This is a genomic window from Pseudomonas serbiensis (assembly GCF_030580745.1).
Lineage (GTDB): Bacteria > Pseudomonadota > Gammaproteobacteria > Pseudomonadales > Pseudomonadaceae > Aquipseudomonas > Aquipseudomonas serbiensis.
Map to the genome: position 1 here is coordinate 117,398 of NZ_JAUQOO010000019.1, position 25,631 is coordinate 143,028.

Genomic DNA, 25,631 nt, shown 5'->3' on the forward strand with positions numbered 1-25,631 from the left:
GGGATTGTTATCAATATGCCATCGCTATAGACGAATGTTTCAACAGGGAGTGAACACATGGAATATGCACCTTGCATCAGTCAGATTGCGACACTGCTGGCCGACCCCAAGCGTAGCGCAATGATTTGGGCATTGATGGATGGTACCGCTCGTCCTGCCAATGAGTTGGCATTACTGGCTGGGCTCTCGACGTCTTCTGCAGGTGCGCATTTGGCGCGATTGGCCAGTGGCGGGTTGTTGAAGCAGGAGGCGCGCGGGCGCACCCGGTTCTTCCGGTTGGCAGCGCCTGAAATCGGGGCTGCCGTGGAGGCGCTGGCCAATGCGTCGATGGTAAGTGCCGACCAGATCAGCCGCAATATGGCGCAACCCATGCCGCCTTTGCCCATACGTCGCGCACGCATCTGCTCCGATCACCTGGGGGGTGAAATGGCGGCCGAGCTTTACCAGCGCTTGCTGGGGGCGGGCTGGATAGAGCAGATGGAGCAGCGGGTCGAGGTTACCAGCAAGGGGATGGCCAAATTTGCCGAGCGAGGAATCTACGTTCCCGCGCTGGCGCAGCGACAGCGTGAGACTGTCTGTGTCTGCCCGGACTGGAGCGAGCGCAGCCCGCATCTGGGGGGCGCGCTGGGTGCAGGGCTTTTGCAGTTGTTCATTCAGATGGGATGGTTGCGCACAACCGAGGAGTCCAGCACCTTGCAGGTTTCGTCCAACGGGCAGCGTGAAATCGGCAAGATAGCCTCTGCGGCCTGACAGGTCGCAATCGCGGGCGGGCGGTTTCGCGCCAGCCCGCGATGCTGTGGATTACGGCTTGACCAGACGTGCATCCAGACTGTTCTGCGCCAGGCGTCTTGCCTGGTCCTGGGTCATGCCAAGATGGGTATGCAGCGCCTGGAAGTTCTCGGTGACATAACCACCGAAGTAGGCCGGGTCATCCGAGTTCACGGTGACTTTCACGCCACGCTCCAGCATGTCGAGAATGTTGTGCTGCGACATGTGATCGAACACACACAGCTTGGTGTTGGACAAGGGGCAGACCGTCAGCGGGATCTGCTCGTCGATGATCCGTTGCATCAGACGTTCGTCTTCGATGGCGCGCACGCCATGATCGATTCGCTGGATCTTCAGCAGGTCCAGCGCTTCCCAGATGTACTCGGGCGGGCCTTCTTCACCGGCATGGGCCACGGTCAGGAAGCCCTCGTTGCGGGCGCGGTCGAAAACGCGCTGGAACTTGCTGGGTGGGTGGCCCATTTCAGAGCTGTCGAGGCCGACGGCCACGAAGGCATCACGAAACGGCAGTGCCTGATCGAGGGTTTTCTCGGCTTCTTCTTCGCTCAGATGGCGCAGGAAGCTCAGGATCAGGCCGCTGCTGACGCCCAGTTGCGACTGGCCGTCTTTCAAGGCGCCGGTGATACCTGCCAAAACCACTTCAAACGGGATGCCACGGTCGGTGTGGGTCTGCGGATCGAAGAACGGCTCGGTATGGATCACGTTCTGAGCCTTGCAGCGTTGCAGGTAGGCCCAGGTCAGGTCGTAGAAATCCTGTTCGGTGCGCAGCACGTCAGCGCCCTGATAGTAGAGGTCCAGAAACTCTTGCAGGTTGTTGAAGGCATAAGCCCCGCGCAAGGCTTCGACATCATTCCAGGGCAACGCGATTTTGTTGCGCTCGGCCAGGGCGAACAACAGCTCAGGCTCCAGAGAACCTTCCAGATGCAAGTGCAGTTCTGCCTTGGGCAGAGCGTTCAACCAGTCGTACATGTTCTTTTCTCATCAGGTGCAGATGGCGGGCATTCTACAGATGCAGCTCTTCTACAGGGTAAAACCTGACCATCAGTTCAGGTAATGGCCTCCTGCTCGCGTCGATAGGCATAGGTGTCGGCAAAGCGTGACAGCAGAAACTCCGAGCAGGTCGTTACAGGGTAGCGCGCCGGGCTGGTTTCGCTCTGGCAGCCGGGTAAACATTCGATACGAGTGTCCGGATGCGGTTCCGCAAAGAATGGCATGGAGTAGCGGTCGACACCCAGCGGGCTGATGACCCGGTGCGGCGTGGACACATAACGGTCGTTGCTCCAGCGCGCCATCATGTCGCCGATATTGACCACGAAAGTACCTTCAATCGGAGGAGCATCGATCCACTGGCCGCGCACGTCACGCACCTGCAACCCACCGGCAGCGTCCTGATACAGCAGGGTGATGCAGCCGTAATCGGTATGGGCACCGGCACCTTGCTGCTCGGTGGAAGTCGCCGTATGGCGTGGCGGGTAATGGATCATGCGAAAGACGCTGACCGGGTCCTTGAAGCGCTGATCGAAGAAATCACGCTCGATGCCCAAGGCCAGGGTCATGGCGCGCAGCAGTGTCTGGGCCAGCGCCTGCATGTCCAGATAATGCTGTTCCATCAGGCTTTCCCAGCCCGGCATATCGGGGTGGCGATTGGGGCCGCGCAAGGGTTTGCCTGCCAGTACATCGGGATGCCGGGCATCCAGATGCAGGCCCATGTCGAAGGTTTCCTTGAGGTCGCTGGGCAGGTTCGGGTCCAGTTGTTCGGTTGCAATCGCACCATAGCCGCGATGGTGTGAACTTTGAGTGATATCGATAGTGAGCTTTTCAGCCATGGGACGGGCAAAGAATTGCTTCCCGGTGGTCAGCACCTGCTCGATGCGTTGAGCCGTGATCGGGTGGCCCTTGATGTAGAAAAAGCCCCACTCGCGGCAGGCTTGATCGATCTGGCTGGCAACCGCCTGCCAGGCCTGTTCGTCAGGTGTGTAGAGCGGGGCAATGTCGATGATGGGAAGCCGGTTCATGAACCATTCCTGAGTGTTCGTTGTGTTGCCTGGGCGCGCGAGCAAGCGGGCGTACTCCGGCCTGCTCGCGAGCAGATTACTTCGGCAGCTCTGCCGTAATCCCTTCAACGTAATAGTTCATCGAGGCCAGTTCGGCATTGGTTGCAACCTTGCCTTCCGGAATTTTCACCGCGCCGGTCTGGTCCTTGATCGGGCCTGTGAACGGATGGAATTCGCCGCTTTCGATGCTGGCGATGATCTTCTGCGCTTCGGCTTTCACGTCAGCCGGAACGATATCGCTGATCGGCAATTCAACCGTGCCTTCCTTCAGGCCGCCCCAGTAATCCTGAGGTTTCCAGGTGCCCGCGATCACGCCCTCGGTGGCCTGGATGTAATGCGGGCCCCAGTTGTTGACGATGGAAGTCAGAACCGCCTTCGGCCCGAAGTGCGCCATGTCCGAAGCATAGCCAACCGCGTAGACGCCACGACGCTCGGCGGTCTGGATCGGTGCCGGGCTGTCGGTGTGCTGGAACACCACGTCCACGCCCTGGTCGATCAAGGCGTTGGCGGCGTCCGCTTCCTTGCCCGGATCGAACCAGGAGTTGACCCAGACCACCTTGATTTCAGTACCGGGGTTGTACTTGTTCAGCGCCAGCTGGATGGCGTCGATATCGCGCAGTACCTCGGGGATCGGGAACGAGGCGACATAACCGATCTTCTTGGTCTTGGTCATCTTCGCGGCGAGGAAGCCGCCCACATAACGACCTTCATAGGTGCGGGCCAGATAAGTGCCCATGTTCTTGTCCTGCTTGTAGCCGGTGGCATGCTCGAACTTCACGTTCGGGAACTGCTTGGCGACCTTCAGCGTCGGGTTCATGTAGCCGAAAGAGGTGCTGAAAATCAGGTCGAAGCCACCTTTGGCCATATTGCGAATCACGCGCTCGGCGTCCGCACCTTCCGGCACGTTCTCGACGTAACTGCTACTGACCTTGTCGCCCAGCGCCGCGACCATCGCCTTGCGGCCTTGCTCGTGTTGGTAAGTCCAGCCGTGGTCGCCGATGGGGCCGATGTAGACGAAGCCGACTTTCAGAGGGTCGGCAGCCGAAGCGAGCAGACTGGAACCCAGGCCGACAACAGCGGCCATGGCGCACAGCAGTTTTTTCAGAGGACGACTTGGGTTGGTCAGGTGCATCGGGTCTAGCTCCTTGCGGTCTTGTTGGCGTGGCCGACTAAGCGGGGTATGCCAGCAATGCAAAAAACTGACCAGAAAGACAGCTTATGACAGGCTGCCGGTTCCAGGCCTCAAAGCCCGTCGCGGCATGCAGCCCGAAGGTGCAGAAGCGTTCGCGACGCTTCTAACTGGTGCAGCGTGTGCTGCGTTCGACAATGCACATCGGCGTACCGGCCACCGGCTCACGCATGATCTGCACCTGCACATCGAATACCCGACCGACCAGCTCGGCATCCAGCACTTCATCGGGTGTTCCGCTTGCCACCAGACGCCCGGCCTGCATCACCGCCAGATGGTCGGCATAGCGACAGGCCTGATTGATGTCATGCAGCACGGTGATGACGGTCTTGCCCTCGGCGCTGAGCTGACGCATCAGGTCCAGCAGCTCGACCTGATGGCTGATGTCCAGATACGTGGTGGGCTCATCCAGCAGAACGATGGCGGCATCTTGCGCCAGCACCATCGCCAGCCATGCCCGTTGACGTTGCCCGCCGGACAGATCGGATAAAGGGCGTTCGGCCAGTGCTTCCAGCTCCATGCGTTGCAGGGCCTGATCGACACTGTTGCGGTCGGCACCACTCAAGCGTCCCCACAGTCTGTTATGGGGGCTGCGCCCGTAAGCCACGAGCTGCCGCACGCTGACACCTTCCGGGATCGGCAGCACTTGCGGCAGAAAGGCAATCTTGCGCGCCAGCTCTCGTGGCGAAAGTTGCGCGTAGGCCTGGCCGTCAAGGCTCAGCGTGCCCGATTGCGGGGTAAGAATCCTGGCGAACGCCTTGAGCAGGGTGGACTTGCCGCAGCCATTGGGGCCGATCAATGCCGTGACCTTGCCCGGCGGCGGGCTGAACGACAGCGACTGCACGATACGGGTATCGCCGTAGCCGATGTCGAGTTGCTGTGCCTGGAGAATGCTCATGGAATCAACCTTTGAATCGTGCCAGCAGCCAGAGAAAATACGGGGCACCGATCACGGCGGTAAGGATACCGGCAGGAATCTCGCTGGGTGCGATCAGCGTTCGTCCCAGTGTGTCGGCCAGCACCAGCAACAGCGAGCCCAGCAGCATCGAGGCCGGTAACAGATATTGATGATGGCCGCCCACCAGACGCCGGGCCATGTGCGGCGCGACCAGACCGACGAAACCCACCGGCCCGATTATCCCCACTCCCGCGCTGGTCAGCAGCACCGCGCCGCCCATCGCCAGCCAGCGGATGCGCTTCAAACCGGTCCCCAGACTCTGCGCGGCTTCGTCTCCCAAACCGATCAGGTTCAAAGGTTTGGCGAGCAACAGACACGCCGGGATCAGCACAAGAAACGGCAAGGCCAGCCAGACATGGTGCCAGTTGCGACTCCACAGACTGCCGGTCAGGGCCAACAGAGCGGTGTTGATATCCAGTGGATTGGACAGGATCAGGAATTCGGTGATGCTCGACAACGTGACCGCAATCGCTACGCCCGACAGCGCGAAACGTACACCGGAAAACTGCACGCCAGTGTTGTACAGCGCCAGCAACAACGCACCGGCCGCACCGCCGAGGCACGCCACCAACGGCAGCCAGGCCACCGGCATCTGTGGAAAACCAATGATTGCGATGGTCAGCGCCAGCCCGGCACCTTGAGTGACGCCGAGGATTTCCGGCGAGGCCAGCGGGTTGCGGATCACGCCCTGTACGATGGCTCCGGCCAGCCCGAAGGCGCTGCCAGTGAGAATTGCGATCAGGCCGCGTGGCAGGCGATGGTTCCAGACCTCGAAGTCCTTGCTGTCGTGGGCGATCAAGTGATCGAGCACTGCTCCGGGCGTCAGCCAGACCGTGCCCGCACTCAGGCTGAGCAGCAGCGCCAGCAGTAACAGCACGAACAGAATCAGTAATCTCGAACGTGGCTGATTCATAGCGTGCGCCTTGCCAGAAACAGAAAGAACGGCGCGCCAATCAGCGCAGTGACGACACCGGCAGGCGTCTCCACCGGAAAGGCCACGGCACGGCTGATCAGATCGGAAGCCAGCACAATCGCCGCACCCAGGCCGGCACTGACAGGGATCAACCAGCGGTAGTCGTTACCCAGCCATTGGCGTGCGATGTTCGGCGCAATCAGGCCGACAAAGGCAATCGGCCCCACGGCACAGACACTGGCACCCACCAGCAACAGGCTGACAACGAACACCAGAAAACGCAGCGCGCCGATCCGTACGCCCAGTGAGCGTGCGGCATCTTCGCCCAGGTTGATCAGGTTCAGGCGTGGCGCGCAGGCAATCGCCAGTACCACGCCAATCAAGGTGCAAGGCCAGAGCAACTGCAATTGTTCGGCGCCCACATTGGCCAGCGAGCCGGCCAGCCAGTTAAGGACGCTTTGCGCCTGGGCTTCGACGAGAATCACAGTTAGCCGGGTCAAGGCCGTGCAAAGTGCTGCCACTGCGACACCGGCCAGCACCAGTCGTCCTTGAGCCGTGGCAGGCGACCATGCGCCGCCGAGGCTGAAGACCGTGATCCACGCCAGCGCGCCGCCAATGGCCGTCATCAACAAGGCACCACCGGGGAAGGGCGGTGTGACAAGACCTGTGGAAAACAGCGCCAGCCCCAGAGCTGCGCCCGCCGTCACACCAAACAGAGACGGCGAAGCCAGCCGGTTACGGGTGATGCCCTGCATCAAGGCTCCGGCGACCCCGAGACAGGCACCGACCAGTGCTGCGCAGGCCGCTCGGGGCACCCGCAGTTGCGCCACGATGTAAGCGATATTGCCGCCTTCGCGTCCGAGCTTGAACAAACCGTTCCACGCATCGACTTGCCGGATGCTGAAGGGCGACAACGCGAACAGCGACACCCAGAACAGGCCCAGGCAGGTCAAGGCAATCACTGCCGCCATCAGCCAGCGGCGCATTTATGGGTTCAGTACGGCTTTGCCGCCCTTGAGAATGGCAAGAGCGTCATCGGCGATCTGTTCGGAGGCCATGATGCCGCGATTGCGCGCCCAGCTATCGCCATCGACTTCAGCGACCTGTTTGTTGTGTACGGCACCCAGTACCTGCCAAAGCGGTTGCTTGCTCCAGGTGTCGACAAGGCTGGGGCGACGGTAATGACCGACCAACAGCCAGCCCGGGTCCAGTGCCAGCAATTGTTCAAGGCTGACGAACTCGGTCGGGGCCGCGTTCTTGCGCACTTCAGGGACTTGCAAGCCGATGGCCTGCAACACGCTGCCTGCATAGGAATGTGGTCCGTGGACCGAGAAGCTGTCCTCACGCGCAACCCCGAACAGCGCCTTGGTATTGGCCGGAATCTGTGCCGCGACGTCTTTGAGGTGCTTGCGGTTCTCCTCAATCCGCGCCTGCATCTGCGGGCCTTTGCCCAGCGCGACGCCAATCAGCTCGGCGGATTTCAGGCTGCCCTGATAATCCTCGCCACGTGACGGCAGCATCAGCGTCGGCGCCAGGCTCGCCAGATCGTTGTAGAGCGCCTGATGGCGTCCCAGGTCAGCAATGATCAGATCCGGCTTGAGGCGGGCAATCACTTCGATATTGGGTTGCGAGCGCAGGCCGACCGATTGCCATTCGCCTACAGCCTTGCGCACCTTGGGTAGCACGCGGTTGGCATCGCCATCATCGGCAGCACCGACCGGCGTTACGCCCACCGAGGCCAGCCCGTCGAGAAAGGAAAACTCCAGCACTACCACCCGCTTTGGCGCATCCGGCAGATGGACTTTGTGTTGACCGTCATCGATATCGATGGGCGCGGCATGCACGACACTGGCCGAGAGAGCCAGAAGGCTGCAAGCCAGCAGGTGAGAGAGGCGGGAAGTACGCATGGCAATACCTTTGTAGCGGAGACAGTCGTGTCAGAGCGGCACGAAGAAAACGGCGGGCACTATTTCATATCGAGACGGCAGGATCAAAAGTCATTTGCGCATGAGGCTGTTTCTCACCCATGGCTCTTTTTGAAACCTTTTGTCACAGACCGCACTCTCAACCACTTCATCAATGCTGATCCTCAAGGATGTCACGCGACAATGTGTCGCAAGGGCATGGACACGTAATGGGCTCCTTACTCAGGCAAGAAAAGTTTCTGTTGCTGGCGATCATCGCCACTTTTATCGCCTATCCCCTGGAGCACGTGCTGCTGGGCAATGGCCGGACGGTCGCGCTGATTGCCGGGCTGGCGCTGGTGGGCTTTATCGTCTGCGCTTCGCTGCGGGTTGCTCATCATGCCGAGCAGTTGGCGGAAAAGGTCGGCGACCCTTACGGCACCATGATCCTGACCCTGTCGGCAGTGCTGGTCGAAGTGGTGATCCTGGCAATCATGATGAGCAACGAGCCGTCTCCGACGCTGGTGCGCGACACGATCTATGCCGCCGTGATGCTGGATATCAACGGCATCCTCGGGCTGGCCGCCTTGATGGGCGGGCTCAAGCATGGCGAACAGGCCTACAACGATAATTCGGCGCGCACCTATAGCGTGATGATCCTGACGGCCATGGGCGTGTCGATGGTGGTGCCCGAGTTCATTCCCAAGGCGGACTGGAAGCTGTATTCGGCGTTTACCATTGGCGCGATGATTGTGCTGTACACCTTGTTCCTGCGCATGCAGGTCGGGCCGCACAGTTACTTTTTCAGCTACAGCTACCCCGAGAAAAACAGACGCAAGGATCAGCCAGAAGAACAGGGCGAGTCGATCAACCTGACACGCTCCATCGTGACACTGGTACTGGGCGTTGTGGTGATCGGCGCGTTGGCGGAAGTGATGTCCAAGACCATTGACCTTGGGCTGGAAGGCAGCGGTGCGCCGCCCGTTCTGACGGCGATTCTGGTTGCGGCGATTTCTGCTGCGCCGGAGATCCTGACCGCCTTGCGCGCCGCCCTGGCCAACCGCATGCAGTCGGTGGTCAACATTGCACTGGGCGCTTCGCTATCCACCGTGATCCTGACGGTGCCTGCGATGGAAGCGATGGCGCTTTACAGCGGTCAGCCGTTCCAGATGGCCATGACGCCCGTGCAGACCGTGATGGTCTTCATCACCTTGCTGGTCTGCGCCATCAACCTCAATGACGGAGAAACCAACGCCATCGAGGGCATGACGCATTTCGTGCTGTTCGCAACCTTCATCATGCTCTCTTGCCTGGGACTGTAGGACCGGATTCATCCGGGAAAAAGATATTCCAGACGATAGAAGTGCTGTGAATGTACAGGCCCTTTCCCGGATGAATCCGGTCCTACAGCTCGTGCAATAGCTGGTGCGCGGCCTGGCGGTGATCGGCGATCAGTTTCTTCAGGTCCAGCCCCTCGACCTGTCCATCTATCACTCGCCAGTTGCCTGCGATCATCACCCGATCAGCCCGGTCCGCACCGCACAGCAACAGCGCCGAAAGCGGGTCATGGCTGCCGGAGAAGCGCAGTTCATCGAGCTTGAACAACGCCAGATCTGCCTGTTTGCCCACGGCCAGTTCACCTATATCCGTACGTCCCAGCAGTTGCGCCGAGCCCTTGGTTGCCCAGCCCAGCACAAGTTCCGGGGTTATGGCCTGCGCGCCGTAGCGTAGCCGTTGCAGGTAGAGCGCCTGCCTGGCCTCAAGGATCATGTTCGAGGCATCGTTGGAGGCCGAGCCGTCTACGCCAAGACCCAGTGGTGCTCCAGCGGCGGTCAGGTCCAGTGTCGGGCAGATGCCCGAAGCCAGACGCATGTTCGAGCTGGGGCAATGACAGATCCCGGTGCCTGCTGCGCCAAGGCGCGCAATTTCATCAGGGTTGAAATGAATGCCATGCGCCAACCAGGTGCGCGGCCCGAGCCAGCCGACGCTGTCCAGATAATCCACCGTACGCAGCCCGAAGCGTTGCAGGCAGAAGTCTTCTTCATCCAGGGTTTCGGCCAGGTGGGTATGCAGGCGCACGTCGAGTTTTTCTGCCAGCGCGGCACTCTCGGCCATGATCTGCGGCGTCACCGAAAACGGCGAGCAGGGCGCCAGGGCAATCTGGATCTGCGCACCGTCGCCGCGTTCGTGATAGGTCTCGATCAGGCGCTGACTGTCGGCCAGGATCGTTTCGCCCTGTTGCACCGTCTGTTGCGGCGGCAACCCGCCATCGGCCTCGCCCAGGCTCATGGAACCTCGGGTCAGCATGGCTCGCATGCCCAGTTCGCGAACGCTCTGCACCTGAATATCGATGGCCTGCTCCAACCCATCGGGAAACAGATAGTGATGATCCGCCGCAGTGGTGCAGCCCGACAGCATCAACTCCACCAGCGCCACTTTACTGGCCAGTGCGAGCTTTTCCGGCGTCAGCCGCGCCCACACCGGGTAGAGCGTCTTGAGCCATGGGAACAAAGGCTGATTGACCACCGGTGCCCAGGCGCGGGTCAGGGTCTGATAGAAGTGATGATGCGTGTTGATCAGGCCCGGCAGCAGCACATGCTCGCGAGCATCGAACACTTGATCACAGGGGCGGGAAGGGGGTTGACCGGCAGCCAGCAGCTCAACGATCACGCCATCTTCGACCACCAGACCGCCACGGGCATCCAGGTCATTGGCAGTGAAGACGGCAAGGGGATTTTTCAACCAGATACGGATCGCAGGCATGGGCCGGCTCCTCTGAAAGTGGGTTCAGGTTAGCCAGCTCAGTGTTGCCCTGTCTGCTGATCCAGGGTTGCCGGTGATTGTGAACAATGCACGGGCAAGGCGAAGAAGTGTATTACTCGCTCAACTCACAATCAAACATCAACACCTGGCTTGTAATCAGGCTGCATCCAGACGCATGGAAACAACAAGCCCTGCATTTGCCGCCAGATCGACCAGGGCGTCAAGGCTGAACAGCCGGACTTCAAGTTGGAAAAACGTGGCTTGGTAATCCCCAGGCGAGCCGCTTTTTCGGTATCGGTGCCAGGCCATTTCTTGATGGATTCGTTCAGCTCGATCATGAGTGTCGAGCGTAACGTCAAGTGAGCTGCCTCTTGAGTGGTATTGGCAAGGGCATCCCAGACACTGGAAAAGATGTGTTCGTCGTTCATTGTTAACTTCTCATCAAATCACGCAGCCATTTACGATTGTGAGCCCCCGACATTCATGAGTGGTCCTGCTTTGAAAGCCAGAGCAGAACCCGTTCATCCATCAGTGTGTTGCTTCACCAGACAATCGTCTCGCCCTTGTAGTTGATGAAGTGGTGTCCGCCCTTGCCGGCGTAGTCGTTGAGTTGTTTGACCAGGCCAGTGGTGCTGGTCAGGACGTCGATATCGGCACCTTCGCCGCCCATTTCTGTTTTCACCCAGCCCGGATGCAGGGAAAGGACGGTGGGACGATTTTCGCCCAGTTTGCTGACGAAGGAGTTGGTCATGGAATTGAGTGCCGCCTTGCTCGCCTTGTAGAGGGCGATTTCGTTTCCGTCCGGGCAGGCGACGCTGCCGAGCACCGAGCTCATGAAGGCCAGTACGCCGGTTTCCGGGCGGATCTGGCCGACCAGACGTTCTGCCAGACGAATCGGTGCAACGGCGTTGGTCAGGAACAATTGGCCCAGTTCGGCAGCGGTGGATTGGGCTGCGCTTTGATGCTTTGGCCCGATCACTCCTGCGTTGACGAACAGCACATCGAACACTTCGCCCTTGAGCTTCTGGACCAGCACTTCCAGCGACGCGACTTCATCGATATCCAGCGTTTCGATGCGTACCCCGGAAATGCCCTTGAGGCTATCGACCTTTTGCGGATCGCGAACGGTTGCAACCACATTCCAGCCTTGTTCGGTCAGACGCTGGACCAGCCCGAGTCCCAGGCCACGGGATGCGCCGATGATCAGAGCGGTTTTGGTAGCAGTCATGAAAAAACTCCTTGGCAGTTGAAAGAGAAAAACTTCAGGGGCTCAGCGGGCAACTCTGGTGCAGACGTGCTTGAAGTTCGCTACGCAAGTCACCCAGCTCCGCAATACGTGTGTCGATCAGCGTCAGCTTGTCCCGAAGCAGTTGGGCAATCGCGATATCCGGCGCGGGTGCCTTCCACAGTTCGGCCACGTTATTGCCTATTTCGTTCAGGCTGAAGCCCAGGCGCTGCGCAACCTTGATGAATTGCACCAGTTGCACCGTCTCCACTGGGTAATGACGATAGCCGTTGCCGGTGCGTTGGGCTGAAATCAGGCCGCGCTGCTCATAAAAGCGCAGCGTGTCGCGACTGACGGCGGTGGCTTGAGCCAGTTCACCAATGCGCATGCAATCTTGTCCTTGAAGGCTTGACCCTGGAGCGTACTCCACCCTTTAGCCTGTTGGTATCTCAATCAACAGGACCTGTTTTATGTGGCAAACCCGACAGTATCGCCAAGTGGTCCGTGCCAGCGCCTGGTACGACCTGATCGTCACCGCCGCTTTCGCTACGCCCTGGACGTTCATGGCGCTGCACGGAATGTTATCGACGTTGAGCCAACAGTGGGGGCTGCCGGGAGAATTACCAACGTTCGAGCCCATGCACATGCTGATGGCAAATTTGCTGGGCTCGATTGTCTGCGTGTGGGCGGTACTGCGCATCCGTGATCCACAGCAGGTATTCGGCCGCTATGACGCGGCGGGACGATTACTGTTTGCCGCCTGGCAGGGCTATGCGCTTATGCACGGCGCCAGCAGCTTGCTGATCGGGATTCTGGTGATGGAGCTGGTTTGGGCTGTTTTGCAGTTATGGCCGGTGCGGAGTGATGGCGAGCAATCATCTTGACATCATTTTTTGCTGCCAGTAGAAAGTATGAAGATCCCTGGCCATGGAGAGGCCGATGTCGATACCTGTCCCCGAAACCCCTGCAAAGAAAATTTCTACCAAACCCAGACACGACTGGGTTGCACACGATGACTTCTACGACGGCGATTTCCTCCGTGGATGGCTATTCGCAGTCCATCGGGTGCATACAGCTGCTCTTGGTTATAGCCTTCTGCCCGAGACCAGATCAGGGATTAAGGGCTACAAGCGCCTGTTCAATGAAAAGAGTTTTTCCTTATCCAGCCGGTCACTCATTTTCAACACACCGCTCGCATCGAGTGATTGGGGCGCTGCTTTGAAAACAGAGTTGCGTGCCATTCAGATTTCTCGCGCTTCCAAGGGCAAGGAGGGTTACGCACAAGTGGCTTTGTATCGCCTCAATGACGCGAAAACAGGTCTGGCAAATGAGCGAGTTCTGGAAACGACCCAAAGTGCTGTTATCGCATATTTGCGTCACGGCACAGAGTTTCCGCCATCTGAAAACGGTAATGAGCCAGCATGACGACTCATGTTTATCGCAAGATTACTGAGCCAGTCAGAACTGGACTGACCCATGCCCAAATCTGGGAAGCTGACGACAAAGGGCTGATTCAGTGCTGGGAAAACGGGCGTGAGCGTGCCAAAGAACTGGAGGAACTGGCAGCCCGATGTCTAGCAAACCAATTGCCAATCCTGGGGTGGAAAGGCGGTGTTTCGCACACCTTGAAAAAAACGCGAAAAATTCGGGTCGCTGAAGTACTTGGCTCAATGGCAGGGGTTGAGAGGAGAAGACCTCGATATTGATCTCTCCAAGGAGTACAGGCTGACATGTTCGGCAACCGGCATGATTGTCACCTTTACTCCGGAACAGTCGAAGTACCTCAGTAAGACCACTGCAACAGTCAACGATGGAGAAATGGTCGATGGTCGACTTGCATCAGGAGTTTCAGAACAGTCGCTTTTTTAACGCAGCCCGGATGGATCAACGATCTGTAGATGCCTTGATCGGCATCAGCGCTGGTTTGTGTGCTGATGGCAAGATCAATCAGATGGAGGCGCTTTTTCTCAAGGAGTGGATTGAGGCCAATCTCGCTCACCTTGACGATCCAGTGGTTAACATTCTTTATCGTCGACTGGAAAACATGTTGAGCGATGGGATTCTTGATGAGGACGAGTCTCAGGAGCTCTTTAGTCTTCTTAAACAATTTGGTGGTGGTCAAAAGACCTCGTCGGTGAACTTTTCGACGCCGAGCACTTTGCCGCTCAACGATCCGCTTCCTGCTTTCAGCTGGGAAAATAACGTTTTCATGTTTACCGGCACGATGGCGTACGGTCCAAGAAAACACTGCGAGGCACTGGTCGTTGAGCGCGGTGGCCTGATTGGAGGCACTCTCAGCAAGAAGGTTAACTTTCTTGTCATTGGCAGCATTGGCAATGACCAATGGCTTCATAGTAGTTACGGGCTCAAGATCAAGAAAGCTGTAGAGCTTCGAGAGACAGGTGTACCTATTGCCATTGTCAGTGAAGAGCATTGGCAGCAGGCTGTGTTTGGATAGTCTGTCAGACGCCTTCGCGACTGAAGTCTCTCCTACCGGTTCGGCATTACGGCGTAAGCGAATCGGGCGGCGCTCCGCTCATTCGCGAAACGGGGGCACCCTCAATGCCCCGCCTGCCAAGGCTGCCCTAATGAAACCGGCGCATACAGTTTGGTTCTCAGTGCATCACGCGACAGCAGCACCAGGACGATGATGGTTGCCACGTACGGCAACATCGCCAGCAGGTTGGAGGGGATCGCCAGGCCGATGCCCTGTGCCACAAGATGCAGGATGCTGGCGAGGCCGAAGAGGTAGGCGCCCAGCAGCAGGCGCCAGACTCGCCAACTGGCGAACACTACCAATGCCAAGGCGATCCAGCCGCGCCCCGCGCTCATGTTTTCGGCCCACATCGGTGTGTAGGCCAGGGACAGATAAGCGCCCGCCAAGCCTGCCATTGCTCCGCCGAACAGCACCGCCAGGGTTCGTACCCGCAAGACCGGCAAGCCCATGGCGCTGGCGGCATCGGGGTTTTCGCCGACGGCCTGGATAATCAGGCCGATGCGGCTTTTGAGCAGTACCCAGGCCACCAACGCAAACAGCGCGAATGACAGGTATACCAGCAGGTCCTGTGCAAACAGCATGCGACCGATCAGCGGGATATCGCTGAGGAAGGGGATCGCCATCGGCTCGAAACCATGCAGGGGTTTGCCCACCCAGGCTGCACCGACGAAACTCGAAAGGCCCACGCCAAAAATGGTCAGCGCCAAGCCCGTGGCAACCTGATTGGCATTGAATACCAGAGCCACAATGGCAAACAACGCCGACAGCAGCATGCCCGCCAGCATGGCCAGCAACACACCCAACCAAAGGTTGCCGGTGCTCAGGGCGATGATGAAACCAATCACTGCACCGAACAGCATCATGCCTTCCTGACCCAGGTTGATGACGCCGCTTTTTTCGCAGATCAGTTCACCCAGGGCCACCAGCAGCAGCGGTGTGCCGCAACGAATCATGGCGTAGAAAATATTGCTCAGTAGATCGATATCCATCACGCGGCTCCCGCGACAGGCGCCATCTGGCGTTTGGCCCAGCGCAGTTTCAGGCGCGGGCGATAAAGGATCAGCACATCGCAGGCCAGCAGGAAGAACAGCATCATCCCCTGGAACAGTTGCGTAATGGCCAGTGGCAGGTTGAGGGTCATTTGCGCTTGCTCGCCGCCCAGGTACAGCAGGGCGATCAGCAGGCTGGAAAACAGAATGCCGATGGGGTTCAGGCGTCCGAGAAAGGCCACCGTGATTGCGGCATAGCCATAACCGGGCGATACCTGCGGAACCAGTTGGCCGATGGGGCCGGTCACTTCACTGACGCCCGCCAGACCGGCCAGTGCACCGCTGATCAAAAGGGCCAGCCAGACCAGACGCTTTTCACGAAAGCCCACGAACCCCGCCGCCCGCTTGTCCAGCCCCAGCACTTTTATCTGGAAGCCGACAAAGCTGCGTTGCAGCAACACCCAGACCGCCACCAGCGCCAGCAGGGCGAAATACACACCCGCGTGGGCGCGGCCATCTTCCGTCAAAAGCGGCAGGCGGCTGGCATCGCCGAAGGTGGCTGACTCCGGGAAGTTCATGCCCGCCGGGTCCTTTAGTGGCCCGTGGACAAAGAACAGCAGCAGGTTCAGGGCGATGTAGTTGAGCATGATGCTGGTGAGGATTTCATTGGCATTGAAATGAGTACGCAGCCAGGCCGTCACTCCAGCCCATGCCGCGCCAGCCAGAGTCCCGGCGATCAGAATCATCACCAGCGCCCAGCGACTTTCCATTTCGATCACGTTGACCGCCACTGCGCTGCCGACCAATGCGCCCAGCAGCAATTGGCCTTCTGCGCCGATGTTCCAGATTCGGGCCTGATAGGCGACCGCCAGCCCGAGTGCGCAGAGCAGGATTGGCAAGGTCTTGACCATCAATTCCGAGACGCCATACCAGTCGCTGACCGGTGCGATCAGCAGGGTATGCAGCGTCACCCACGGGTCGAGCTTCAGGCCGATGAACAGCAGCGAGCCGCAGACAAGTGTCAGGGCGGCCGCCAGCAAGGGCGAACACCACAGCATGGCGCGCGATTGTTGTCCGCGCGGTTCCAGGGAAAGCAGCATGTTTGGCTCCGTTAACCCAGCGCGACGGCTTGGGGGTGAGAATGATCGAACTGTCCCGCCATCCAGCCGCCGATCTGCACGGCGTTGGTCTGTTCGGTGGGGACCAGTTGCGAAAGCTTGCCGCTGCTAAGGGCCGCGAGTCGGTCGCTGATCTGGAACAGTTCGTCCAGGTCTTCTGAAATCACCAGAATCGCTGCGCCTGCATCACGCAAAGCAATCAGGGCGCGATGGATTGCAGCCGCTGCGCCGACATCGACGCCCCATGTCGGGTGAGCGGCCACCAACAGTTTCGGGTTTTGCAGAATCTCGCGGCCCAGAATGAATTTCTGCAGATTGCCGCCTGACAGGCTGCGTGCCGCGGCCTGGGAATCGGGTGTCTTGACCGCAAAGCGGCGAATGATTTCGTCGGCCAGCGCCCGCACCTTGCTGCGCTGGATCAGCCCGTTGCTGATCAGACCTTGTTGAAAGGCGGTCAGCAGGGCGTTGTCGGCCAGGCTCAGTTCGGGAACCGCGCCATGGCCCAGGCGTTCGGCGGGGACAAAAGCCAGGCCGCGTTTGCGGCGCGCGTCCGGGCGCAGGTTGCCGACATTGGTTTCTGCGAAGCGGATAGTCGCAGCCTGTGCGCTGGCCAGTGTCTGTTCACCACTGAGCAAGGCCAGCAGTTCGTCCTGTCCGTTGCCCGCGACGCCTGCAATCCCGACGATCTCGCCGCTGCGCACTTCAAGGTTTACATCCAGCAGCGAGCAGCCAAAGGGATCGGGGTTATGCCAGGACAGTTTTTCGACCTGGAGGAAAGGCGCTGCGCCACTGGCCTTCTCGTATTGAGCGGTCAGTCCTTCTGCATCGCCCACCATCAACCGCGCCAGTTCCAGATCGGTGCATTGCGCAGGAATGCAATGCCCGGAAACCTTGCCGCCACGCAGCACCGTCGCGCTGTGACACAAGGCTCGTACCTCACCCAGCTTGTGGCTGATGAACAGAATGCTGCAGCCTTCCTCGGCCAGACGCCGCAAGGTGACGAACAGCTCGTCGGCTTCCTGAGGCGTGAGCACCGAGGTGGGTTCGTCCAGAATCAGCAGGCGAATGTCTTGCATCAGGCAGCGGATGATTTCGACTTTCTGGCGCTCACCAATCGACAGGCTGTGGACAAGTCGCTGTGGCTCCAGTGCCATGCCGTAGCGTTGCGATACCTCGCGAATGCGCGGCTCCAGTTGTTTGGGCGTACCTGCTGCGCTGCCCATGGCCAGTGCAATGTTCTGTGCGACGGTCAGTGTCTCGAACAGAGAGAAATGCTGAAACACCATGCCGATCCCCAACCCTCTGGCTTGCGCCGGGTTGCGCATGGTCAGCGCTTCGCCGTGCCAGGTGATCGAGCCCGAATCCGGCTGGGTAACGCCGTAGATGATTTTCATCAGCGTACTTTTGCCAGCACCGTTTTCACCCAGCAGGGCATGGATTTCGCCGGGCTGGATGCTCAGATCGATAGCGTCGTTGGCCAGACAGCCAGGGTATTGCTTGGTGATATGACGCAGTTGCAGGCGCGGGGGCAGCGCGTGGTTTGGCATGACAGGCTCGGATCATAGAGTGGGTCGCCGGGGGATAAAGCAAAATCCTGGCCAGTGAGTCAGGTTTGTGGCGAATGTTGCCGGGCGGGCGCGTGCAGGGTGCTACAAGGTTTCTGAAACCAGTGCCTCGACAGCTTTGGCACCAGTTCGGGGCGTCCTGCAGAGGTAAAGATTCAATATGGCACATCATGGCTGTGCAAAAAATGTACAGCGCGCGGCAAGGTCGATACCCCAAGCGATTGCGCGACCCTTGCACCTGTTATCCACAGGTTGTTCCACAGTAACTGTGCGCAAGCCGAAAACCCGGTAATAAAGGAATCTTCAGTAGCTTCCAATGGTGCTAAAGAGCGTTAAGACGCTGTTTTAGCATTGCTTTTATCCCGTTGGCGGGCTGTTGTGCAAAAAACGATCACTTGTCTGTGCCGTACGTCCGGTAAGGCTTGCAGCCTGATGTGCTCAGCTTATCCACAGCCGGATGCACAGTAGATGTGGGCAACTCATGCCTGAAATCGGGAAACCGCGAATTACTGATTCAAGGCTGGATGCAGGAGAATTCTGCCGCGGCTCAAATCCGCCAGTTGGCGTTGCAGTGTGGCGATATGTTCCGGACCGATGGCAATCGACATTTCCACGCCATTGGCGGTGAAGTTTTCGGCTTCCACCAGCCCGTTGAATTCGGCAAGTCGTACTTTGACCAGTGCCAGCTCGCTGAAACTGCATTCAAGATTGAAGTGCTCGCGATTGATCAGCGGCACACGCTGCGCCTGTTGCAGGCATTTGTTGGCGCCTCCTCCATAAGCCCTTGCCAGCCCTCCGGTCCCCAACTGGATGCCGCCATACCAGCGAATCACCAGCACCACGACCTGATCGAACTCTTGGGCTTCGATGGCTGCCAGTATCGGTCTGCCAGCCGTACCTCCCGGCTCGCCGTCATCGCTGCTGCGATATTGGGCACCCAGTTTCCAGGCCCAGCAGTTATGAGTCGCATTCAGATCGCTGTGCTGTTCGATGAAGGCCTGGGCTTCGGCCGGGCTGGCAATAGGCGCCGCGAGGGTGATGAAACGGCTCTTGCGAATCTCTTCACGATATTCGCAAGGGCCGGGGAGGGTAAAAGGCATGGGGGCTTCCAGCAAACGACAAGGTCCGAATATTACAAGACCGGCGGCGTAAGCCCACATCCTTTGAGAATGATCTGGATCAGATTGGTGCTGGCATCGTCCATGTCCTGCTTTGTCAGCCGGTTGCGACCGGTTACCCGGCAGATCTGGGTGGCGAAGTCGGCGTAATGCTGAGTACTGCCCCACAGCAGAAAGATCAGGTTGACCGGGTCGATCGGGTCCATTTTACCGGCGTCGATCCAGGCCTGGAACACGGCGGCGCGGCCCTGAAACCAGGTGCGGTAATCCTGGCTGAAAAACTCGCCCATGCATTCTCCGCCACTGATGATCTCCATCGCGAAAATTCGCGAGGCCTGAGGGTTGCGGCGAGAGAACTCCATCTTGGCGCGAATGTAGCGGGCCAGCGCTTCGGCCGGATCGTCTTCGACAGTCAGATTGTTGAAGGTGCTGTCCCAGAGCTCGATGATATTGCTCAGCACGGCGACATACAGACCAAGCTTGTTGGTGAAGTAGTAATGCAGGTTGGCTTTCGGCAGCCCGGCCTTCAGCGCGATTGCATTCATGCTGGTGCCCTTGAAACCATGGCGGGCAAATTCATCTTCGGCGGCCTTGATGATGGTTTCTTCGTTTTTCTGGCGAATACGGCTTGCAGGCTTGGTGCCGTGAGTACTGTGCGCTGGGACTTCAAGGGTCATGTGCAGGTCCGGACAGGTCATAGGGTGCAACGGGTGAACAGATAACGCACCCGCGTGAATCCGACAAGCATTCATGTAGGAAAATTATTCTTGGTGGCCAAGGACTTTGGCTGGCTGCTCGTAGTTTTCCTTGAGAACGACAGATTTTTCTTCCGGGATCAGCAGGCACATGACGATGGCCGTAATGCCGCCGCTGGTGATTGCCGAGTCGAACAGGTTCTGGACCAGTTGTGGCATATGGTGCAGCAGCGCAGGTTGCGCGGCGATACCCAGGCCAACACCGAACGAGGTGGCAATGATCAGCATGCTGCGTCGGTCCAGCGGTGCCTGGGCAAGAATGCGCACACCTGCTGCCGCGACGCTGCCAAACATCACCAGTGTCGCGCCGCCCAGCACGGGTTTGGGAATCTGCTGCACGACGGCGCCAATCATGGGGAACAGGCCGAGCAGAAACAGCACAACTCCGATGTAGAGGCCGACATAACGGCTGGCGACCCCGGTCAACTGGATCACGCCATTGTTTTGGGCAAAGGTGGTGTTGGGGAACGCGCTGAAGGTGGCGGCAATCATGCAACTGACGCCATCGCCCAGCACGCCGCCTTTTAGCCGGGCCACATAGCTCGGGCCACTGATGGGTTGGCGTGCCAGCATGCAGTTGGCGGTCAGGTCGCCGACGGTTTCGATGCTGCTGATCAGGTAAATCAGTGCGACGGGCAGGAAAGCCGTCCAGTCGAAACTGAAGCCGAACTTGAACGGGACCGGCACGCTGATCAGTGGCAAATCATGAATGGGTTGCGGGACCAGTTTGCCGCTCATCCACGCCGCCACACTGCCGATGGCCAGGCCAATGATGATCGCGGACAGACGAATCCAGGGAGTGCTGGAGCGGTTGAGCACAATAATGATCGCGAGAACGAATACGCCCAGTGCGAGGTTGACGGGGGCTCCGAAGTCCGGCGCGTTGAAGCCGCCTCCCAGGTCGGTGACGCCGACCTTGATGAGGCTGATACCGATCAGGGTAATGACAATACCGGTAACCAGTGGCGTGATGATGCGTCGCAACTGGCCAATGAACCGGCTGAGGACGATCTGCACCAGTGCGCCGAAGAAGCAGACGCCGAAGATCATCGCCATGATGTCTTCCGGGCTGCCGCCGCGTTGCTTGACGATGAAGCCGGCGGACAGGACTGCGCCGAGAAAGGCGAAGCTGGTGCCTTGCAGGCAGATCATTCCTGCACCGATGCCGAACGGGCGACGGGCCTGGATGAAGGTTCCTGTGCCGGAAACCATCAGGGCCATGCTGATCAGGTACGGCAGGTAAGCGCTCAGTCCCAGTGCAGAGCCGATGATCAAGGGTGGAGTAATGATGCCGACGAAGCTGGCGAGGACATGTTGCAGTGCTGCCAGTATGGCCGTTAACGGTTTTGGCCGATCGTTGAGGCCATAGAGCAAGTCATTGTTGTCGCAAGTATCAGGCTGCATGTCGAGCGCTCGGAATGAGGTGTGGTCACGTCTTAGCCAGGCACGTTGCAAAAACCTGTCCAATTGCTCAGGTTATTTTCTGTTCTATCGATACATGTTCATTCGTTTCAGATAGATACGCTGTTTTTATATGTTCTGGCTGGCGCGGCATTCGGCCGTTTTTCGCCTTGGGTGCGTTATCGCGTAGCAGCCAGGCTCTCCAGAAAGCTTTCCAGCACCAAATGAGGGCGACGCCCCTTGCGAGTGACGGAGACCAGGCTCAGATCATAAAACCGTGAGCCCGGTTTCAAGGTTCGCAGCCTGCCTTGCTGGACCCAGACGTTGGCGTAGTGGTCCGGTAGATAGCCTATATAGCGGCCGGTCAAAATCAGAAAGGCCATGCCTTCGCGATCCGATGCGCTGGCGGTACACCTGAGCGCCTGATAATGGGCCTGAATATCGGTCGGCAAACGAAAGGTCGGGGCAATGGCCTCCTGGGCTGCCAGGCGCTCATCCTCAAGTTCAGCATCGTCGACATAGAACAGAGGGTGTCCGACTGCGCAATAAAGCAAGGAGCGCTCGCTGTACAACGGCTGGTATTCAAGACCGGGCAGGGCGCTGGCCTGGGGCACGACGCCTACATGCAGTCGTCCGTCCAGCACTCCTTGTTCCACCTCGTTGGGGGCGATCATCCGGATATTGATGTGGACGTCCGGGCCGCGTTCTTTCAATTGCGCCAGGGCATGGGTGATGCGCATGTGGGGCAAGGTCACCAGATTGTCGGTCAGGCCGATGTTCAGCTCGCCACGCAGATGCTGGTGCAGGCCGTTGACCTCGGTCCGAAAACTCTCAAGCGCACTGAGCAATTGCAATGATGACTGATAGACCTCACGGCCTTCATCCGTCACGGAAAAACCGGCGCGTCCTCGCTGGCACAAGCGCAGGCCGAGGCGCTGCTCCAGATCGCTCATCTGCTGGCTGATGGCTGAACGGCCAATCCCGAGCACGCTTTCAGCTGCCGAGAAACCGCCTGCCTCGACTACGCTTTTGAATATGCGCAGCAGACGGATATCGAAATCACTGACTTGGGCCAATGGATCTGTGCGACGAATGCTCATCGTTTAGTAGTTACCTAACTAAAGATCTTAAAAGTTGGATTTTTCAGACTTTATCTCCGTGGCACTTTGGCTGCAATCACTCTTGCCCTACACCCTGCGAGGTCTATTCCAATGAATGCGCTCGAACTGTCCGATGTGCCTGTATCCAGCCAATTGAAGCTCGACGCTCACTGGATGCCATACACCGCTAACCGTAATTTCCAGCGCGACCCGCGGATGATCGTTGCTGCGCATGGCAGCTACCTGACCGACGACAAGGGCCGCAAGATCTATGACGGGCTTTCCGGGCTGTGGACCTGCGGTGCCGGGCATACCCGCAAGGAAATCCAGGAAGCCGTTGCGAAACAGATCGGGATTCTGGATTACTCGCCAGCGTTCCAGTTCGGTCATCCGCTATCGTTCCAGCTTGCGGAAAAAATCACTGAGTTGACGCCGGGCAATCTCAATCACGTCTTCTATACCGACTCCGGTTCCGAGTGCGCCGATACCGCCGTGAAAATGGTGCGTGCTTACTGGCGTCTGAAAGGCCAGTCGACCAAGACCAAAATGATTGGTCGGGCTCGTGGCTATCATGGTGTGAATATCGGTGGCACCAGCCTGGGTGGCGTGAATGGTAACCGCAAGATGTTTGGTCAACTGATGGATGTCGACCATCTGCCGCACACCTTGTTGCCCGGCAATGCTTTTTCCAAAGGGATGCCTGAGGCTGGCGGTATTGCACTGGCCGATGAAATGCTCAAGCTGATCGAGTTGCATGACGCCTCGAACATCGCCGCTGTCATCGTTGAACCGATGGCGGGCTCGGCTGGTGTAATCGTTCCGCCGCAGGGTTACCTCAAGCGCCTGCGCGAGATCTGCGACCAACACAATATCCTGCTGATCTTCGACGAAGTCATTACCGGTTTTGGTCGTACAGGCTCCATGTTTGGTGCCGACAGTTTCGGTGTCACGCCTGACCTGATGTGCATTGCCAAGCAGGTCACCAACGGTGCAATCCCCATGGGGGCCGTGGTTGCCAGCAGCGAGATCTATCAAACCTTCATGAGCCAGCCAACGCCGGAATATGCCGTCGAATTCCCGCATGGCTATACCTATTCCGCTCACCCGGTTGCCTGTGCGGCAGGTCTGGCGGCGCTGGAGTTGTTGCAGCGTGAGAATCTGGTCCAGCAGGTCGCTGAAATCTCTCCGCATTTTGAAAGCGTGCTGCATGGCCTCAAGGGCACAAAGAACGTTATCGACATCCGTAACTACGGGCTGGCGGGTGCCATTCAGATTGCGCCGCGTGATGGCGATGCCATCGTTCGCCCATTCGAGGCCGCGATGAAGTTGTGGCAGGCCGGTTTCTATGTGCGCTTTGGCGGCGACACCCTGCAGTTCGGCCCTACCTTCAACTGCAAGGCGCAAGAGCTGGATCGATTGTTCGATGCCGTAGGTGAGGCGCTCAACCTGATTGACTGATTAGCACCGGTATATAGACGCAAATTTTCTGGAGTCATTTTGCATGAGCAGTATCCAACACTTGATTCACGGTGAACTCACTTCCGATAACGGGCGTACCGCGGATGTATTCAATCCGTCGACAGGTCAGGCGATTCATGACGTCGCGCTGGCCAGTCGCGAAACCGTGCAACAAGCCATTGACTCGGCCAAGTCTGCCTTCCCGGCCTGGCGCAATACGCCGCCGGCCAAGCGTGCCCAGGTGATGTTTCGTTTCAAGCAACTGCTGGAGCAGAACGAAGCGCGTATCGCTCAGCTCATCAGCGAAGAGCATGGCAAGACTCTGGAAGATGCGGCGGGCGAACTGAAGCGCGGGATCGAAAACGTCGAGTACGCCTGTGCTGCGCCGGAAATCCTCAAGGGTGAGTACAGCCGTAATGTCGGGCCGAACATCGATGCCTGGTCGGACTTTCAGCCATTGGGCATTGTTGCGGGCATCACACCGTTCAACTTCCCGGCCATGGTGCCGTTGTGGATGTATCCATTGGCCATTGCTTGCGGCAATTGCTTCATTCTCAAGCCTTCGGAGCGTGATCCGAGTTCCACCTTGCTGATCGCGCAGTTGCTGCACGAGGCCGGGTTGCCCAAGGGCGTGTTGAATGTCGTGCATGGCGACAAGGTTGCCGTCGATGCACTGATCGAAGCACCAGAGATCAAGGCGCTGAGTTTTGTGGGGTCTACGCCTATTGCCGAGTACATCTATAAAGAAGGCGCTGCGCGAGGCAAGCGTGTCCAGGCGCTGGGTGGAGCAAAGAACCATGCGGTATTGATGCCTGATGCCGATCTCGATAACGCAGTCAGTGCCCTGATGGGTGCCGCTTATGGTTCGTGCGGCGAGCGTTGCATGGCGATTTCGGTTGCGGTCTGTGTCGGTGATCAGATTGCCGATGCGCTGGTGGCCAGGCTGGTTCCGCAGATCAAGAGCCTGAAAATCGGTGCAGGTACCAGTTGTGGTCTGGACATGGGGCCGCTGGTTACCGGGCAGCACCGCGAAAAGGTCAGTGGCTATATAGATGATGGCGTTCAGTCTGGAGCGACGCTGGTTGTCGATGGACGCGATATTCGTATTGAAGGCCATGAAGACGGCTTCTTCATGGGCGGCTGCCTGTTTGATCGGGTGACGCCGCAGATGCGCATCTATAAAGAAGAGATCTTCGGGCCGGTGCTGTGCATCGTGCGTGTCGCTAGCCTTGAGCAAGCAATGCAATTGATCAATGAGCATGAGTACGGCAACGGCACCTGTATCTTCACTCGTGATGGTGAGGCGGCTCGTTTGTTCTGTGATGAAATCGAAGTCGGGATGGTCGGTGTTAACGTCCCGCTGCCCGTACCGGTTGCCTACCACAGCTTCGGCGGCTGGAAGCGTTCATTGTTTGGTGACCTGCATGCTTATGGCCCGGATGGTGTGCGTTTCTATACTCGCCGCAAGGCCATTACCCAGCGTTGGCCGCAGAGGGCCAGCCATGAAGCGTCGCAATTCGCTTTCCCGAGTCTGTAAGTAATGGATGCTGGGGGGAGGTCTTCATGAAGACCTCCCCCGGTGTTTATTGGGCTAGCAGATATTTATGACAGTATTTTGAAATTAACGGTTGACGGGCGATTTAATGTCTCTATAATTCGCCCCACTTCCGGCGCAGACGGAACTGAAAAAGCCTTGTAGATCAGTAGGTTACAAGTGTTTATCAGGTTCTGGAGTGGCTTCGGAAGTGCTTCGGTCGCAGCCTGATCGATAGCGGTTCGAGAAAGAGTTTGACACTGCCTTCGGGTGCTGTAGAATTCGCCTCCCGCTAACGAGCAAC

Annotated in this window: 25 protein-coding genes and 1 pseudogene; 8 read left to right on the forward strand and 18 right to left on the reverse strand. The window is 58.5% G+C overall.

Going from position 1 to position 25,631, the window contains the following annotated elements; genetic code table 11:
- Positions 1 to 57 precede the first annotated feature (57 nt).
- Positions 58 to 750 carry an ArsR/SmtB family transcription factor gene (locus tag Q6A51_RS21740; protein WP_201001832.1) on the forward strand — a complete coding sequence of 231 codons (693 nt, stop codon included), beginning with the start codon at positions 58 to 60 and terminating at the stop codon, positions 748 to 750.
- 51 nt (positions 751 to 801) lie between these two features.
- Here Q6A51_RS21740 and Q6A51_RS21745 read toward each other — a convergent pair whose 3' ends face one another.
- The 7 genes from Q6A51_RS21745 to Q6A51_RS21775 form a co-directional block, all read right to left on the reverse strand.
- Complete coding sequence (locus tag Q6A51_RS21745) at positions 802 to 1,755, reverse strand: adenosine deaminase (RefSeq protein ID WP_201018125.1); 954 nt, start codon at positions 1,753 to 1,755, stop codon at positions 802 to 804.
- Between the two features lie 77 nt (positions 1,756 to 1,832).
- On the reverse strand, positions 1,833 to 2,801 hold the full coding sequence (locus tag Q6A51_RS21750; protein ID WP_201018124.1) for a 2-oxoglutarate and iron-dependent oxygenase domain-containing protein: 969 nt from the start codon (positions 2,799 to 2,801) through the stop codon (positions 1,833 to 1,835).
- Positions 2,802 to 2,877: 76 nt separating this feature from the next.
- A complete protein-coding gene (locus Q6A51_RS21755) occupies positions 2,878 to 3,972 on the reverse strand; it encodes a BMP family ABC transporter substrate-binding protein (protein WP_201001835.1) in 1,095 nt (364 codons plus the stop codon).
- Positions 3,973 to 4,135: 163 nt separating this feature from the next.
- On the reverse strand, positions 4,136 to 4,927 hold the full coding sequence (fecE, locus tag Q6A51_RS21760) for a Fe(3+) dicitrate ABC transporter ATP-binding protein FecE (RefSeq protein WP_201018122.1): 792 nt from the start codon (positions 4,925 to 4,927) through the stop codon (positions 4,136 to 4,138).
- 4 nt (positions 4,928 to 4,931) lie between these two features.
- Positions 4,932 to 5,900: an iron chelate uptake ABC transporter family permease subunit gene (locus Q6A51_RS21765; RefSeq protein ID WP_304575702.1), complete on the reverse strand. Its 969-nt coding sequence runs from the start codon at positions 5,898 to 5,900 to the stop codon at positions 4,932 to 4,934.
- Complete coding sequence (gene fecC / locus Q6A51_RS21770; protein ID WP_304575703.1) at positions 5,897 to 6,886, reverse strand: iron-dicitrate ABC transporter permease FecC; 990 nt, start codon at positions 6,884 to 6,886, stop codon at positions 5,897 to 5,899. The genes Q6A51_RS21765 and fecC overlap by 4 nt, the downstream gene beginning before the upstream one ends.
- Positions 6,887 to 7,807: a Fe(3+) dicitrate ABC transporter substrate-binding protein FecB gene (locus tag Q6A51_RS21775; RefSeq protein WP_304575704.1), complete on the reverse strand. Its 921-nt coding sequence runs from the start codon at positions 7,805 to 7,807 to the stop codon at positions 6,887 to 6,889.
- A gap of 227 nt (positions 7,808 to 8,034) precedes the next feature.
- Here Q6A51_RS21775 and Q6A51_RS21780 point away from each other — a divergent pair, with 227 nt between their 5' ends.
- Positions 8,035 to 9,126 (forward strand): calcium:cation antiporter, encoded by a 1,092-nt coding sequence (locus tag Q6A51_RS21780; RefSeq protein WP_304575705.1) that lies wholly within the window; start codon positions 8,035 to 8,037, stop codon positions 9,124 to 9,126.
- An 82-nt stretch (positions 9,127 to 9,208) separates the two neighbouring features.
- On the opposite strand, the gene Q6A51_RS21785 is transcribed toward Q6A51_RS21780, so the two are convergent.
- From Q6A51_RS21785 to Q6A51_RS21800, 4 genes are all read right to left on the reverse strand, one after another.
- Entirely contained in the window at positions 9,209 to 10,567 is a 1,359-nt protein-coding gene (locus Q6A51_RS21785) for an 8-oxoguanine deaminase (RefSeq protein ID WP_304575706.1), read from the reverse strand.
- Between the two features lie 131 nt (positions 10,568 to 10,698).
- On the reverse strand, positions 10,699 to 10,995 hold the full coding sequence (locus Q6A51_RS21790; protein WP_304575707.1) for a helix-turn-helix domain-containing protein: 297 nt from the start codon (positions 10,993 to 10,995) through the stop codon (positions 10,699 to 10,701).
- Positions 10,996 to 11,108: 113 nt separating this feature from the next.
- Positions 11,109 to 11,795, reverse strand: a complete 687-nt coding sequence (locus Q6A51_RS21795; protein WP_304575708.1) for an SDR family oxidoreductase — start codon at positions 11,793 to 11,795, stop codon at positions 11,109 to 11,111.
- A 34-nt stretch (positions 11,796 to 11,829) separates the two neighbouring features.
- The gene (locus tag Q6A51_RS21800) at positions 11,830 to 12,180 is read right to left on the reverse strand and encodes a MerR family transcriptional regulator (protein ID WP_304575709.1); all 351 of its coding nucleotides are present in this window, start codon (positions 12,178 to 12,180) and stop codon (positions 11,830 to 11,832) included.
- Positions 12,181 to 12,262: 82 nt separating this feature from the next.
- Here Q6A51_RS21800 and Q6A51_RS21805 point away from each other — a divergent pair, with 82 nt between their 5' ends.
- The 4 genes and pseudogenes from Q6A51_RS21805 (at position 12,263) to Q6A51_RS21820 (ending at position 14,250) form a co-directional block, all read left to right on the forward strand.
- Complete coding sequence (locus Q6A51_RS21805; RefSeq protein WP_304575710.1) at positions 12,263 to 12,676, forward strand: hypothetical protein; 414 nt, start codon at positions 12,263 to 12,265, stop codon at positions 12,674 to 12,676.
- A gap of 55 nt (positions 12,677 to 12,731) precedes the next feature.
- Positions 12,732 to 13,217 (forward strand): hypothetical protein, encoded by a 486-nt coding sequence (locus Q6A51_RS21810; protein WP_304575711.1) that lies wholly within the window; start codon positions 12,732 to 12,734, stop codon positions 13,215 to 13,217.
- Positions 13,214 to 13,583: pseudogene (locus Q6A51_RS21815) on the forward strand (hypothetical protein); the annotation flags it as partial. The gene Q6A51_RS21810 and the pseudogene Q6A51_RS21815, both read left to right, overlap by 4 nt.
- A gap of 34 nt (positions 13,584 to 13,617) precedes the next feature.
- Positions 13,618 to 14,250 (forward strand): BRCT domain-containing protein, encoded by a 633-nt coding sequence (locus tag Q6A51_RS21820; protein WP_304575712.1) that lies wholly within the window; start codon positions 13,618 to 13,620, stop codon positions 14,248 to 14,250.
- Positions 14,251 to 14,351: 101 nt separating this feature from the next.
- Here Q6A51_RS21820 and Q6A51_RS21825 read toward each other — a convergent pair whose 3' ends face one another.
- The 7 genes from Q6A51_RS21825 to Q6A51_RS21855 all read right to left on the reverse strand — a co-directional run bounded on the left by Q6A51_RS21825 (position 14,352) and on the right by Q6A51_RS21855 (position 22,335).
- A complete protein-coding gene (locus tag Q6A51_RS21825; RefSeq protein ID WP_304575713.1) occupies positions 14,352 to 15,278 on the reverse strand; it encodes an ABC transporter permease in 927 nt (308 codons plus the stop codon).
- Positions 15,278 to 16,378 carry an ABC transporter permease gene (locus Q6A51_RS21830; protein ID WP_201001846.1) on the reverse strand — a complete coding sequence of 367 codons (1,101 nt, stop codon included), beginning with the start codon at positions 16,376 to 16,378 and terminating at the stop codon, positions 15,278 to 15,280. The genes Q6A51_RS21825 and Q6A51_RS21830 overlap by 1 nt, the downstream gene beginning before the upstream one ends.
- Positions 16,379 to 16,389: 11 nt before the next feature.
- The gene (locus Q6A51_RS21835; protein ID WP_304575714.1) at positions 16,390 to 17,943 is read right to left on the reverse strand and encodes an ABC transporter ATP-binding protein; all 1,554 of its coding nucleotides are present in this window, start codon (positions 17,941 to 17,943) and stop codon (positions 16,390 to 16,392) included.
- Between the two features lie 524 nt (positions 17,944 to 18,467).
- Positions 18,468 to 19,061: an IMPACT family protein gene (locus Q6A51_RS21840; protein WP_304575715.1), complete on the reverse strand. Its 594-nt coding sequence runs from the start codon at positions 19,059 to 19,061 to the stop codon at positions 18,468 to 18,470.
- 32 nt (positions 19,062 to 19,093) lie between these two features.
- The gene (locus Q6A51_RS21845; RefSeq protein WP_201001849.1) at positions 19,094 to 19,756 is read right to left on the reverse strand and encodes a TetR/AcrR family transcriptional regulator; all 663 of its coding nucleotides are present in this window, start codon (positions 19,754 to 19,756) and stop codon (positions 19,094 to 19,096) included.
- An 84-nt stretch (positions 19,757 to 19,840) separates the two neighbouring features.
- Positions 19,841 to 21,238, reverse strand: coding sequence for a uracil-xanthine permease family protein (locus tag Q6A51_RS21850; protein WP_304575716.1), 1,398 nt, complete (start codon positions 21,236 to 21,238; stop codon positions 19,841 to 19,843).
- A gap of 176 nt (positions 21,239 to 21,414) precedes the next feature.
- Positions 21,415 to 22,335: a LysR family transcriptional regulator gene (locus Q6A51_RS21855; protein ID WP_201018104.1), complete on the reverse strand. Its 921-nt coding sequence runs from the start codon at positions 22,333 to 22,335 to the stop codon at positions 21,415 to 21,417.
- A 111-nt stretch (positions 22,336 to 22,446) separates the two neighbouring features.
- On the opposite strand from Q6A51_RS21855, the gene Q6A51_RS21860 reads away from it, so the two are divergent.
- Complete coding sequence (locus Q6A51_RS21860; protein ID WP_201018103.1) at positions 22,447 to 23,793, forward strand: omega-aminotransferase AptA; 1,347 nt, start codon at positions 22,447 to 22,449, stop codon at positions 23,791 to 23,793.
- A 43-nt stretch (positions 23,794 to 23,836) separates the two neighbouring features.
- Complete coding sequence (locus tag Q6A51_RS21865) at positions 23,837 to 25,330, forward strand: CoA-acylating methylmalonate-semialdehyde dehydrogenase (protein ID WP_304575717.1); 1,494 nt, start codon at positions 23,837 to 23,839, stop codon at positions 25,328 to 25,330.
- Positions 25,331 to 25,631: the final 301 nt, after the last annotated feature.

Excerpts from the sequence above, each read along its gene's own strand:
- Q6A51_RS21740 (WP_201001832.1), top strand. The coding sequence starts at position 58 with ATGGAATATGCACCTTGCATCAGTCAGATTGCGACACTGCTGGCCGAC.
- Q6A51_RS21745 (WP_201018125.1), bottom strand. The coding sequence starts at position 1,755 with ATGTACGACTGGTTGAACGCTCTGCCCAAGGCAGAACTGCACTTGCAT.
- Q6A51_RS21750 (WP_201018124.1), bottom strand. The coding sequence starts at position 2,801 with ATGAACCGGCTTCCCATCATCGACATTGCCCCGCTCTACACACCTGAC.
- Q6A51_RS21755 (WP_201001835.1), bottom strand. The coding sequence starts at position 3,972 with ATGCACCTGACCAACCCAAGTCGTCCTCTGAAAAAACTGCTGTGCGCC.
- fecE (WP_201018122.1), bottom strand. The coding sequence starts at position 4,927 with ATGAGCATTCTCCAGGCACAGCAACTCGACATCGGCTACGGCGATACC.
- Q6A51_RS21765 (WP_304575702.1), bottom strand. The coding sequence starts at position 5,900 with ATGAATCAGCCACGTTCGAGATTACTGATTCTGTTCGTGCTGTTACTG.
- fecC (WP_304575703.1), bottom strand. The coding sequence starts at position 6,886 with ATGCGCCGCTGGCTGATGGCGGCAGTGATTGCCTTGACCTGCCTGGGC.
- Q6A51_RS21775 (WP_304575704.1), bottom strand. The coding sequence starts at position 7,807 with ATGCGTACTTCCCGCCTCTCTCACCTGCTGGCTTGCAGCCTTCTGGCT.
- Q6A51_RS21780 (WP_304575705.1), top strand. The coding sequence starts at position 8,035 with ATGGGCTCCTTACTCAGGCAAGAAAAGTTTCTGTTGCTGGCGATCATC.
- Q6A51_RS21785 (WP_304575706.1), bottom strand. The coding sequence starts at position 10,567 with ATGCCTGCGATCCGTATCTGGTTGAAAAATCCCCTTGCCGTCTTCACT.
- Q6A51_RS21790 (WP_304575707.1), bottom strand. The coding sequence starts at position 10,995 with ATGAACGACGAACACATCTTTTCCAGTGTCTGGGATGCCCTTGCCAAT.
- Q6A51_RS21795 (WP_304575708.1), bottom strand. The coding sequence starts at position 11,795 with ATGACTGCTACCAAAACCGCTCTGATCATCGGCGCATCCCGTGGCCTG.
- Q6A51_RS21800 (WP_304575709.1), bottom strand. The coding sequence starts at position 12,180 with ATGCGCATTGGTGAACTGGCTCAAGCCACCGCCGTCAGTCGCGACACG.
- Q6A51_RS21805 (WP_304575710.1), top strand. The coding sequence starts at position 12,263 with ATGTGGCAAACCCGACAGTATCGCCAAGTGGTCCGTGCCAGCGCCTGG.
- Q6A51_RS21810 (WP_304575711.1), top strand. The coding sequence starts at position 12,732 with ATGTCGATACCTGTCCCCGAAACCCCTGCAAAGAAAATTTCTACCAAA.
- Q6A51_RS21820 (WP_304575712.1), top strand. The coding sequence starts at position 13,618 with ATGGTCGACTTGCATCAGGAGTTTCAGAACAGTCGCTTTTTTAACGCA.
- Q6A51_RS21825 (WP_304575713.1), bottom strand. The coding sequence starts at position 15,278 with ATGGATATCGATCTACTGAGCAATATTTTCTACGCCATGATTCGTTGC.
- Q6A51_RS21830 (WP_201001846.1), bottom strand. The coding sequence starts at position 16,378 with ATGCTGCTTTCCCTGGAACCGCGCGGACAACAATCGCGCGCCATGCTG.
- Q6A51_RS21835 (WP_304575714.1), bottom strand. The coding sequence starts at position 17,943 with ATGCCAAACCACGCGCTGCCCCCGCGCCTGCAACTGCGTCATATCACC.
- Q6A51_RS21840 (WP_304575715.1), bottom strand. The coding sequence starts at position 19,061 with ATGCCTTTTACCCTCCCCGGCCCTTGCGAATATCGTGAAGAGATTCGC.
- Q6A51_RS21845 (WP_201001849.1), bottom strand. The coding sequence starts at position 19,756 with ATGACCCTTGAAGTCCCAGCGCACAGTACTCACGGCACCAAGCCTGCA.
- Q6A51_RS21850 (WP_304575716.1), bottom strand. The coding sequence starts at position 21,238 with ATGCAGCCTGATACTTGCGACAACAATGACTTGCTCTATGGCCTCAAC.
- Q6A51_RS21855 (WP_201018104.1), bottom strand. The coding sequence starts at position 22,335 with ATGAGCATTCGTCGCACAGATCCATTGGCCCAAGTCAGTGATTTCGAT.
- Q6A51_RS21860 (WP_201018103.1), top strand. The coding sequence starts at position 22,447 with ATGAATGCGCTCGAACTGTCCGATGTGCCTGTATCCAGCCAATTGAAG.
- Q6A51_RS21865 (WP_304575717.1), top strand. The coding sequence starts at position 23,837 with ATGAGCAGTATCCAACACTTGATTCACGGTGAACTCACTTCCGATAAC.